This is a genomic window from Pseudomonas sp. SWRI51 (assembly GCF_014268825.1).
In the GTDB taxonomy this organism is placed as follows: Bacteria; Pseudomonadota; Gammaproteobacteria; order Pseudomonadales; family Pseudomonadaceae; genus Aquipseudomonas; species Aquipseudomonas farsensis.
The window spans coordinates 21,183-32,669 of sequence record NZ_JABWRG010000054.1 but is presented as its reverse complement, the minus strand read 5'-3'; the positions used below and the strand labels follow the sequence as shown (position 1 = coordinate 32,669).

7 protein-coding genes and 1 tRNA gene are annotated in these 11,487 nt (G+C 63.6%); 5 read left to right on the top strand and 3 right to left on the bottom strand.

Annotated elements, in window-relative coordinates; genetic code table 11:
- Positions 1 to 215: 215 nt before the first annotated feature.
- Together HU720_RS15915 and HU720_RS15910 are read left to right on the top strand one after the other, a co-directional pair.
- Positions 216 to 292 (top strand) — tRNA-Asp (locus HU720_RS15915).
- 190 nt (positions 293 to 482) lie between these two features.
- A complete protein-coding gene (locus tag HU720_RS15910; RefSeq protein ID WP_186520892.1) occupies positions 483 to 1,319 on the top strand; it encodes a DUF2242 domain-containing protein in 837 nt (278 codons plus the stop codon).
- A 210-nt stretch (positions 1,320 to 1,529) separates the two neighbouring features.
- On the opposite strand, the gene HU720_RS15905 is transcribed toward HU720_RS15910, so the two are convergent.
- Both HU720_RS15905 and HU720_RS15900 read right to left on the bottom strand, forming a co-directional pair.
- On the bottom strand, positions 1,530 to 2,570 hold the full coding sequence (locus HU720_RS15905) for an AraC family transcriptional regulator (protein ID WP_186520891.1): 1,041 nt from the start codon (positions 2,568 to 2,570) through the stop codon (positions 1,530 to 1,532).
- Positions 2,571 to 2,574: 4 nt separating this feature from the next.
- The gene (locus tag HU720_RS15900; protein ID WP_186520890.1) at positions 2,575 to 3,693 is read right to left on the bottom strand and encodes a nitrilase-related carbon-nitrogen hydrolase; all 1,119 of its coding nucleotides are present in this window, start codon (positions 3,691 to 3,693) and stop codon (positions 2,575 to 2,577) included.
- A 201-nt stretch (positions 3,694 to 3,894) separates the two neighbouring features.
- Between HU720_RS15900 and HU720_RS15895 the strand changes: the two genes are divergently transcribed.
- The 3 genes from HU720_RS15895 (at position 3,895) to HU720_RS15885 (ending at position 10,831) form a co-directional block, all read left to right on the top strand.
- Positions 3,895 to 5,931, top strand: coding sequence for an NADPH-dependent 2,4-dienoyl-CoA reductase (locus HU720_RS15895; RefSeq protein ID WP_186520889.1), 2,037 nt, complete (start codon positions 3,895 to 3,897; stop codon positions 5,929 to 5,931).
- 72 nt (positions 5,932 to 6,003) lie between these two features.
- Positions 6,004 to 9,921: a DUF6543 domain-containing protein gene (locus tag HU720_RS15890; protein ID WP_186520888.1), complete on the top strand. Its 3,918-nt coding sequence runs from the start codon at positions 6,004 to 6,006 to the stop codon at positions 9,919 to 9,921.
- A gap of 16 nt (positions 9,922 to 9,937) precedes the next feature.
- Entirely contained in the window at positions 9,938 to 10,831 is an 894-nt protein-coding gene (locus tag HU720_RS15885; RefSeq protein WP_186520887.1) for a pyridoxal-phosphate dependent enzyme, read from the top strand.
- Here the strand turns inward: HU720_RS15885 and HU720_RS15880 are convergent.
- Entirely contained in the window at positions 10,822 to 11,367 is a 546-nt protein-coding gene (locus HU720_RS15880) for a cytochrome b (protein ID WP_186520886.1), read from the bottom strand. The genes HU720_RS15885 and HU720_RS15880 overlap by 10 nt on opposite strands.
- Between the last annotated feature and the right edge of the window lie 120 nt (positions 11,368 to 11,487).

Below are 11,487 nucleotides of genomic sequence, written 5' to 3'. Positions count from 1 at the left end.
GCGGTAGTTCAGTCGGTTAGAATACCGGCCTGTCACGCCGGGGGTCGCGGGTTCGAGTCCCGTCCGCTGCGCCATCTTCTGCATCAAGCCCCTTGAACAGCTTGAAGCAAAACAGAAAAGGCGATCACAAGTCGCCTTTTTTGTGCCTGGCTTTCGCGTTTAGGCGCTTGAAAGCTCAGATCCCAGTTTCAATCGGGTGCAAGCCCGAACGATACGCAGCGGTAGTTCAGTCGGTTAGAATACCGGCCTGTCACGCCGGGGGTCGCGGGTTCGAGTCCCGTCCGCTGCGCCATCTCTGGTACCAAGCCCCTTGAACAGCTTGGTACAACGCGAAAAGCGACCTCAGGGTCGCTTTTCGCGTTTTCAGCGTTTGATAAGCGTAAGGTTTGCCGGACTTTACATGAACCTTGCACGCTCAAGGTTTCGATCGATCGCGGATCTGTTGCACAATACCCACCGTTCGATTTTCCCCGGAATTCACGATGTCCAGATCATCCGTCTACGGTGCGCTCGGGCTGGCCCTTGTGCTGGCAGGCGTGTCCGGTTGTTCCTCGAAGAAGCCTGCCATGTACGAGCACGAGAACTTCGACGACTCAGGCACCTTCTCGCGCAGCTTCTCGGTGAGTGAAGCCGGCTCCTGTGAGGCTGCGCGCCGTGCCTTGCTCAGCCAGGGCTACATCATCACCAGCAGTGATGCCAACCAGGTCGCCGGCAACAAGAGTTTTCAGCAAAGCGCCGAAAACCACATGCAGATCAGCTTCAACATCACCTGCGTGCCGGACATGAGCGACAAACAGCGCTCCACCATGTTTGCCAACGCCTTGCAGGACCGCTACACCCTGAAGAAGTCCAACACTTCGGCAAGCCTGGGTGTGGGCGTGCTGGGTTCGGTGTCGATGCCCATTGGCTCAAGCGACGATTCCATGGTCAAGGTCGCCAGCGAGACGGTCACCGCGCCGCAGTTCTACGACCGTTATTTCGCCCTGGTCGAAAGCTATCTGCCGAAGCCAAAAAAGGTGAAAAAGCCTGAAGCGCCGGTAGAGCCGGCCAAGGCCGAGCCACCGGCACAAGACTTGGGGCTGCCCGAGCCTGTGCCAGCGCCACAAGCCTCGGCAGAGGCGGCACCCGCGCCGGCGAGCGCGGCCCAGAGCCCTGCTGCCAGCCAGCCAGCGGCATTTGCCCCTGCCACAGAGGCGCCTGCTGCGCCTGTGGTCGACGATAGCCATAGCTCGCAGCCTGTGGCGCCACCGGTGGAGGCGGCGCCCATTCAGGTGCAGCAGCCAGAAGCGCCAGCCGAACCTGCCCCAGCGGGCTCTTGAGGCCTCGATAACTTATGCAAGGCCTGCTACGTTTATCGTTCATGGGGCTGTAATCAAGCCGTAACGCCTACGGCCTAGGTTGGCCCCATACCCTTGAGACGATAAACGCAGAAAGAGGATGCAGGCCATGGATGACTATCAGGAAGAGTTGCTCGATTTTCAGGCCTTCGAGCTGGACCCGCCAGAACCTGCCGATGATGCCACCGAGCTTTAAACCGCCAGCCGCTGTTGCCGGCGGTACTCCCCCGGCGTGACGCCTGTCCAGCGCTTGAATGCGCGCTGGAAGGCCTCGGCCGACGCAAACCCCAGCAAATAGGCGATTTCGCCAAACGCCAGCTCGGTATCGCGGATATACGCTTCGGCGAGGTCGCGCCGTGTGTCATTGAGCAGGTCGCGAAAGCGCGTGCCTTCTTCGGCCAGTTTGCGCCGTAGCGTCCAGGTCGGCATGTGCAGGTGCCGCGCCACCTCCTCGAGATCCGGTTCACGCCCGCCGTTGAGCAACGGCCCTAGCAGATGAATGATACGTTCGCCCAGGCTGCGTACCCGAGTGCGCTGGGCAAGCTCGGCTTCGCACAGCTGCAGCAGGTGCTGCCAGGTGCTGGGGCAGTGCTGCGGGTTGGCCAGAGCCAGTGTTGCCGGGCCCAGGCGCAACTGGTTGGCGCCGGCCGCGAACTGCACAGGGCTGCTGCTCAAGGCTTGGTAATGGTCGGCATAGCACGGGGCGGTGAATTCGATTTCCAGGCGTTCAGCCTTTATCGGCTGGCCTGCCAATGCGCCCAGCTGCGCAAGCCAGCCGCCGAGCAGTGAATCGACCACGAACCGGTTGTAGCGGTTATACGGGCTAATGGAGTAGAAGCGCAGCCAGGCGCCTTGGGCATCTTCTTCGAAGCTCGACTGGCCCCGGTAGTTGGCCGCATACAAGGGCTCGAAGCGCAGCAGCGTGCGGGCGGCTTCGCCCAGCGTCGGCGCTTGCGCCGCTGTTACGCCGGCAAGCCCCGCCTGCGGCAGGCGGCCCAGGCGGCCCATGTGCAGCCCCAGCGCCGGGTCGGCGCACAGCTCGATGGCGGCATGCCCCAGGTGCATGTAGCGCGGAATCGACAGCCGCGCGCTGGGTTCGGCCAGGCGCCGATCATCAAGGCCGTAGCGCAGCAGCAGGGGTTGCGGGTTGTGGCCGCGCTCGCGCAGGGCTTGCGCCAACGGCTGGACCAGGCCCACCGACAGGTCGCCCAGGCGCACCCGTGCGCGGTTCATGCGGTTACAACCACAGGTTGAGCAGGCGCGCGCCATTGCTGGCGCTGCCGGCCCACAGTGCATCGCCCTGATGGGCAAAGCCTTGGCCATCACCGGCCTGTTCCCAGAACTGGCCGCGCATGAACACGCTCATGCTGCTCAGGCCGCCACCTGCGCTGCGGGTAAGGTGGTGCCAGGCGTCCTGCTCGCTGGCTTCGCCGCGTTGCAATGGCAGGCCATCGGCCACAGGCTGGTGGCGGTTGCCGCGCCATGGGGTGTGCCATGCCTGTTTGCCGCTGAGGAACACCGGGTTGGCGATCAGTTGCACCGATTGCTCGGCCAGTTGCTCGACATTGGCCGGGTACCAGCTGTCGCTGCCCACCAGCACGCCCAAGCGCCCGGCGGGGGTCTGCAGCACCTGCAATTTATGTTTCTGACCACCCTGCACGTAGCGGCGGAACTCGCTGTCGGGGTATTGCTGGAACTGCGGCTGGCCAATGATCAACCCTTGGCCATTGAACACCAGGCTTGTATTAAACAGCGGGCCGTTGCCGGGCAGGAGCACGCCATTGTCGACATGCGGGGCGGGCAAGATAATCGAGCCGGCCACCAGGGTTACGTCAAACTCGCGCGCCAGGCCCCCGAACACCTGTTGATAGTCCGCCGCCATTTGCGCAGCCTTCATGCGCAGGTGGGCGTCGCTGCGCCGGTCATCGCCGGTGGCGGCAAGCATTGCCAGGCCGTAGCGCACCGGGTTGCTCAGCTCAAGCCACTGCCAGGCCTCGCGGCGCTGGGTGACCTGGTACAGCTCTTTCTTCTCGCCACGGGCCCACAGCCAGGTGCCGACATGCTCAGGCAGCACCACCACTGTGCGCGGGTTGACCAGGCCCTGGGCCTTGGCCTGTTCGAGGTAGGCCGACAGCTTGCGGTGCAGGCGGTTGAGGTTCTGGTAGTCGCCTGGATACAACAGCGGCTCGATACCCAGCAGGTTGCCTTGCTCGCCCGGTGTGCCTTGGTTCAGCGCGACTTCTATGCGCAGGTCGGAAAGATAGTGGCCCTGCGGCCGTTGCAAGGTCCAGAAGCCGTAACCGCAGAGGCCGGCAAGAATGACCAGCGCCACGGCGCCGGCAAGCAGTTTTCGCATGGAAGGGGCAATCAATGTGGGAAGGATGAATGTGGTCTAGGGTAAGCCTGCTGTGCAGCCGGATCAATAAGTTGTCAGTTTCGATCATTGAGCAGGTTCAAACGCTTGTTTAATGTCCAGTACCTATAAGCGACAGGCCCCCGCCGTAGCGGTGCAGGTGCCTGCATTCATCCGTGATCACGCCACATGTGGAGCGCCTGCATGGCTAGCAACCCTTACCCGCACCTCCTGGCCCCGCTGGACCTGGGCTTCACTACCTTGCGCAACCGCACCCTGATGGGCTCGATGCACACAGGCCTCGAGGAACGCCCAGGCGGGTTCGAGCGCATGGCCGTGTATTTTGCCGAGCGCGCCCGTGGCGGCGTCGGGCTGATGGTAACCGGTGGCATTGCGCCGAACGAGGAGGGCGGGGTGTATTCCGGTGCGGCCAAGCTCAGCACCGAGGCCGAAGCTGAGCAGCACCGCACCGTGACTGAGGCGGTGCATGCTGCAGGCGGCAAGATCTGCCTGCAGATTCTGCACGCCGGGCGCTACGCCTACAGCCCCAAGCAAGTCGCGCCCAGCGCCATCCAGGCACCGATCAACCCGTTCAAACCCCGTGAACTGGACGAAGAGGGCATCGAGAAGCAGATCCGCGATTTCGTCACCTGCGCAAGCCTGGCCCAGCGTGCCGGCTACGATGGCGTCGAGGTGATGGGCTCGGAAGGCTACTTCATCAATCAGTTCCTGGTCGCCCATACCAACCAGCGCACTGACCGCTGGGGTGGCAGCTACCAGAACCGCATGCGCCTGGCGGTGGAGATCGTGCGCCGGGTGCGTGAAGCGGTGGGACCAAACTTCATCATCATTTTCCGCCTGTCGATGCTCGACCTGGTCGAAGGCGGCAGCACCTGGGACGAGATCGTGATGCTGGCCAAGGCGATCGAGCGCGCCGGCGCCACGCTGATCAACACCGGTATCGGCTGGCACGAGGCGCGTATTCCGACCATCGCGACCAAGGTCCCGCGCGCCGCGTTCACCAAGGTCACCGCCAAACTGCGCGGGGCGGTCAGTATCCCGTTGATTACCACCAACCGCATCAATACCCCGGAGGTGGCCGAGGCGGTGCTGGTCGAGGGTGACGCCGATATGGTGTCGATGGCCCGGCCGTTCCTCGCCGACCCTGAGTTCGTCAACAAGGCCGCCCAAGGCCGAGGTGACGAGATCAACACCTGCATCGGCTGCAACCAGGCCTGCCTCGACCATACCTTCGGCGGCAAACTCACCAGTTGCCTGGTCAACCCGCGTGCCTGCCACGAAACCGAGCTCAATTACCTGCCGGTGCGCATCGTCAAGCGTATTGCCGTGGTCGGCGCAGGCCCTGCCGGCCTGGCTGCCGCCACGGTGGCGGCTGAGCGCGGCCACCAGGTAACGCTGTTCGATGGTGCCGCACAGATCGGTGGCCAGTTCAACGTGGCCAAGCGGGTACCGGGCAAGGAAGAATTCTTCGAAACCCTGCGCTATTTCGCCAACAAGCTGCGCAGCACGGGCGTGGATGTGCGCCTGAACACTCGCGTTGATGCCCAGGCGCTGGTGGCCGGCAAGTACGACGAGATCATCCTGGCCACCGGTATCGCCCCGCGTACCCCGGCTATTCCCGGCATCGACAACCCCAAGGTGCTCAGCTACCTGGACGTGCTGCTCGAGCGCAAGCCGGTCGGGCTGCGGGTGGCGGTGATTGGCGCTGGCGGGATCGGTTTCGATGTATCGGAGTTCCTGGTGCACCAAGGCGTTGCCACCAGCCAGGACCGCGAGGCGTTCTGGAAAGAGTGGGGGATCGACACTCAGCTTGAGGCCCGTGGCGGCGTTGCCGGCATCAAGCCCGAACCGCATGCTCCGGCGCGCCAGGTGTACCTGTTGCAGCGCAAGAAAACCAAGGTGGGCGACGGCCTGGGCAAGACCACCGGCTGGATCCACCGCACGGGCCTGAAAAACAAGCAGGTGCAGATGCTCAACAGCGTCGAGTACCTGAGCGTGGACGATGCCGGCCTGCATGTGCGCATCGCTGACGGCGAGCCGCAACTGCTGGCCGTGGACAATATCGTCATCTGTGCAGGCCAGGACCCACTGCGCGACCTGCAACAGGGGTTACTGGACGCCGGTCAGTCCGTACACCTGATCGGCGGCGCTGATGTGGCGGCGGAACTGGATGCCAAACGCGCCATCGACCAAGGCTCGAGGCTGGCTGCGCAGTTGTAAGGTAGTGCTCCAATAGCGCCTGTCTGTGAACCTGGGCGGGCATCTTCCGGTTTTCCCTGGAGGATGTCCGCCATGCAAGAATCCATTCCAACCCCGCCGTTTACGGCAGGCCTGCCCGAGGGCATGCCGGACCTGACCGGCCTGCCCACGCTGGCCGGGGCTGCCCGTACCCTGTTCGCACAAGCCTGCCCCGACTTGCCAGAAGGCCCGTGGTATGTGCGTGAGTATGCCGAGCAAGAGGGAACCCAGGAGCTGCTCGCCAGCCACCCGCTCGACACGCTGATCATGCAAAACATGCGCGGTGAGCCTGGCTCGGAGGAGTTGCTCGACGCGCAGCGCAGTGTGTTATCTGCGTCCAGCACCTCGCTCGACGCTGCCGATCAATACACAGCTGTCCCGTTGAAGGATATTCGTGACGCACTGGCCGGCATTACCCCGCAGACGGTTGCGGCGCAGTTCGAGGTCGACCAGACGACCTTCTGGGAGGTGCCCGAGCATCTATCGCTGCCAAACAGGCGGCTTGCGCAGGAACTGCAGATGCGCGCCAGCCTGGCTGACCATGCGGGCCTGCTTCAGCAGGTTGGGGCGCTGACCCCGGCCGCGACAGTCCTCATCGCTGATATCGTCGCCCACCCGAGCTGGTCGAACCGGTTGCTTGCCCGAGGTGTCTACCGCCTGGATGTCTACCTGGCGGGCTCCGGTGCGGTCGTCGGCTTGCCAGGCCTGCTGGTGCTGAGTACCGCGCCTGGCGGCTACTCCCCAGCGCTTGGCTACGTGACTGAACGCAAAGACACTACGGGCGAGTGCGTGCTCTACTGCCCCGGTTATCTGGGATTCGTGCGCCGCTACGATTCGCTCGAAGAGGTGCTGTACGCCGTGCGTGCAGACTTGACCGGTGGCTATGCGCCAACGTGGCTGCGCCGCCTTGGCCCCGTTGCCCAGGCAGCACTGCTGGAAGAAGAGCAGCGGCCGGAGTACGGGTATGAGGTCCGCGCCACGCCGATCGAGGGCAACCCGTTCGAGGCGCAGGTGCAGCAACAGCTCGACGCTTGGCGCGAAAATGCCCTGGCCGGCGCCGAGTCCTTCTGGAGCAACCCCATCGGCCTGGATGCTTCGCTGTGCAAGGCCGTGCGCCAGTTGCATGCTTTTGCCCAGCAACAGCAGGCAGCCCGGCAGGCGCTGTGGCAAGACAAGGTAGGCCTTGACGCGCAGCAGCAGGTTCAGCTGGACCAGTGGTTAGAACTGCTGCATAACCAACAGATTGTTGCAGGCCGCTATTTTGCCGAATTACCGGCCTTCGACTCGTTCGCGCGCGAGCAGATCCAGGCCAGCCTCAGGACGCAAGACTGGGATGTGGACCCTGCTACGGTCGACCTCACGATCAGCATCGCCAGTTACCGGCCGGACGTTGTCGAGTCGGAGCTTGCACCGGGCGCGGTCGCGGTAGACCCGGAACCACAGGTCACGACTCATACCTGCTCGTTGCTCGAGTACATCGCCATGCGCCTGGACAAGGCCAGCGATGCCAATTGGACGGTCGAGCTGGCCGAGGACGACGCGCGTTCGCCAGGGCTGAAAGCCTTGGCCACGCTGGCCGAACAGCTCAATCTGCAGGAAAGCTATGAACAGGCGCTGCGCGCGCGCCTGCGTCGCCCTGAGGATGAAGAGGCCGCAGCGCTGCATGACGAGGGCCGGCAAGCCGCGCAGGAGGTATTCATTACTCGGTTGCGTATCGATGCGCTGCTGGCAGTGGCCAAGGGCGAGCTGCAACAGGATGATTGCGATCACGTGTTGAGCGTGCTTGAAACGGCGCAGGCGCAGGCAAGCGGCAGCCCCGCCGGGCATGTCGAAGCGCTGGTACTCAGCGGCAATACGTTGCGCGATCTGCTGTTGTTCACCCTCGATGATGACGCGTCGCTGATCTTTTACACGCCGGGCCATCCCAGTGGCCGGGCATTCGAGCGGTTTGCCTCTGCCGGGGCCTTGCGGTCTGCCATGACTGCACAATTGGCAGGTGTCGACGGGCCACCAGGTACGTTGAGCGATTCTCCGAGGTATTGGCTGGCGCGCTTTGGCAAGCACCAGCTCGATGCTGCAGGCGCCGGGCTGAGGTCGCTGGCGAAGGGGCGGGGCGGCAGTTTGCTGGCCACTCTGCGAGTACCTGAACCCTTGGGCAAGGCGATGTTCGACCAGCGAGTGAGGTTTCTGCTGGCCGAAGGCGATGCCTCGGCGGTGTCCGATACCGAGCTGCTGCTCGAACAGGGGCTTGATTACGCATTGCTGGCATTTCGTGTGTTAAGCCTTCTGGTGCCCGGGCGGGTCATGACCATGCTCGACCTCACCGAAGTCGCGATTCACCTGTTCAACGGCTATGCCAGCTATTCGGCAGGGCAGCGGCACGCCGCCGGCGAACACCTGTTGGAAATGCTCAGCAGCCTCAGTGGCCTGGCCAACGCTCGCGCGCCCAGGCTGCGGGCGGTGGGCAAGGCCAGCGCGCCAATGCACGTGCAGCTTGACGCCGGGCGCTTGAGCATCACTCCCGTAGCAAAAGCTGCTGAGCCGTCTGGCGAAATGTTCCGCTTCACCACTGGCGAGCGCGCAGGCTTGTATGTAGCCGAGCAGCGGCTATATGTCGAACTGGCAGACGGCCAGCGCTATCCGCTGCGTGAAGTGATCGACCCGCTGGATGGCAGCATTGCCCGCTACCTTGATGACGGTGAGCCAGTTGCCGCACCAGCGACCGTAGAGATGCTCGGCCTGCGTGTGGTTCGTGAGCCTGATACTGAGCAATGGCGGGTGGCGCCACGGTTGCGCTTGCTGGGCGGTGCCGACGAGCCGGCCCGCGCCGGTGCGGGCCAGACCCTGGGCATGGACGGAGTCACCATAAAGCGTGGGCGGGGCGGCGAGGAGTTCTTCGTATTCGAAGGCGCGCAGCGGCGACGCGTCGAGTTCGAGCTATGGACATGCAGTTGGTTCGCTCCCGAGCGCGATGTGTACCTGCGCTACGACCCGGCGCTTGGGTATCACGTCGAGCAGCCGATCCCTACGGAGCCGGCCGGCCCGCAGCGGCGACAGCAGTATCGTGAACAGTTTGGCTTGCCGTTCTATCCGCCGCTTCCAGCCCCGCGTCGCCCAGACAGTGCCGAGGCGTTACCCAAGCAGCTGCATCAGGTGTGGATCGGTTCCCACGCATCATTGATCGAGCATCACGAGCTCACCCTTGCCCATAATGCGAAATTGGCCAAGCAAAGTGGCTACCGCTTGGAGCTGCATTTTTACAAGGACGCCGGCTTGCTGCCCGAATCGTTGCAATTGCTGACCCTTCGCAAGATGTTTCCTGACGTGACGTTCACCGCCCTCAGCGGCGAGCCATTCTTCAAGACGTTCATCGCCGATGCTGCCGGTGAAGCTTTCACCCATTACCTGAAGAAGAAAACCCGTAACTACGCTGCGGCCTGTGATTCGATACGCTACCGCTTGGTCAGGGAGCTGGGCGGCATCTACATGGATGTCGATGACCAACTAAGCAAACCTCTGCCCAGCCTGACCCTGAGCCCCGGGCAGTTGGCGGTGGGCGCTGTGGTGGAAAGCATTGCGTTGAACTTTACCGGCTACAACAACAGCCACTTCGCAAGCCTCAAGGGCAACGCGCTGCTCGATGCGGTAGAGCGGGAAATGGTGACGCGGTTCAAGACCACGCGCTGGGCGGCGCAGCGGCCGAAAAAGGACGACGAAGGTTTCTGGCCCTATATGCGCGATATTTCGCGGGTGACCGGGCCGCGCCTGTTCACTGACGTCTATTCCAAGGCCAACCCGCGTGCCGATGCCATGCGCTATGCAGGGCCATATGTCCATGAGCTGCGACGCTCTTCGGTAATACCCGAACCACAGATCCGTGACTGGGTGACGCAGGTTCAAGAGGAAGTGACCCTGCTGGCTAATTATTTCGAGGGCGGTAGTACGTCGAGCTGGATGACGACCCGGCGCTAGGTTGTTACGGTAGCGGATGATTTTCGACAACCTTCCTCAAGCTCCCCTGCAACCCTTGCACCTGCCCTGGCTGGAAACAGCCGGGGTGGCATGCGCAGTTTTGCGCCTGGACCTGATCGACCCGCTGCTAAGCGGCAACAAATGGTTCAAGTTGCAGCATCACTTACTGGCTGCCCGGCGGCAGGGCGCCGCCGGCTTGATCAGCCTGGGCGGCAATCATTCCAACCACCTGCATGCCTTCGCCGCTGCCGGCAAGCGCTTTGGCTTCGCCACCGCCGGGCTGTTGCGCGGCCATGAACAGGACACCCCCACCGTACGCGATCTCAAGGCCATGGGCATGGTCTTGCATTGGCTGGGCTTTGCCGGGTATCGGGCGCGCCACGGCGTTGATTTCTGGGCGCCCTGGCAGGCGCGTTACCCTGGTTGGCACTGCATCGCCGAGGGCGGGGGCGGTATCGAAGGCGCCCGCGGCTGTGCAGCAATCGTCGAGCAGTGCCGGGCGCAGCTTGGGGCCCTGGGTTGGGAGGATTACCACGGCTGGTGGTTGGCAGCTGGTACTGGCACCACACTGGCCGGGCTGGTGCTTGCCGAGGCCGGTGCGCACCCGGTGCATGGCGCCGTTGCGGTGCCGGCTGACCACGGCGTCGAGCAAAACGTCACGGCGCTGGTTGGCGCCCACGGCTACCACCTGCATGACGCTGCCCGTGGTGGCTTTGCCCGCATTGACAGTGAGTTGCTGGCGTTTATCGAACAGACCGAACGCCAGTGCGGCGTGCCGCTGGAGGCGGTGTATACCGGCAAGGCGCTGCTGGCCCTGCGCGATCAGGTTCAGGCGGGGCGTTTTGCCCGTGGCAGCCGCCTGGTGTTCGTGCACACAGGCGGCCTGCAAGGGCGGCGCGGTTACTTGTAGGGCAGCATGCGCAGCAGCGTGTTGTCGCGGCGTACATAGTGGTGATAGAGCCCGGCCAGTGCATGCACGCCGATCAGCCAATAGCCCCAGGTGCCGATGCGTTCGTGCCAGCCCTTGATGAACTTGGCCAGGTCTGCGTCCGCGCCGACGATGTGCGGCAGCTCCAGCCCATAGAACGGCACCGGCTTGTCGGCGGCGCTGAGGATCGCCCAGCCCGCCAGCGGCAGGCCGATCATCATCAGGTACAGCAACAGGTGCACAAGGTGCGCAAGGCCAGTCTGCCAGGCCGGCGCCTTGGGCACGATCGGCGGCGCCGGGCGCAGCAAGCGCATCGCCAGGCGTAGCCACACCAGCACGAACACACTCAGCCCGAGCATGAAGTGCAGGTCTTTCATCAGGTCGCGCTCGGCGCTGCCCTTGGGAAACTGGCCACGCAGCTCGATGCAGGCGTAGACGGCCGCCAGCAGTACCAGCATCAACCAGTGCAGCACGATCGAGGGGCGCGTGTAGCGGGTTGCGGGGGTGGATGAAACCATGGCGGATCCTCTTCATCAGGTAGGGAAGGGCGCTCTATCCGGCACCTCTGCTTGCACTTTAATCGCTGCGTAGCGAAACGGTGTGCTTAAGATCAATTCACATTTGCCGACACAACTGAT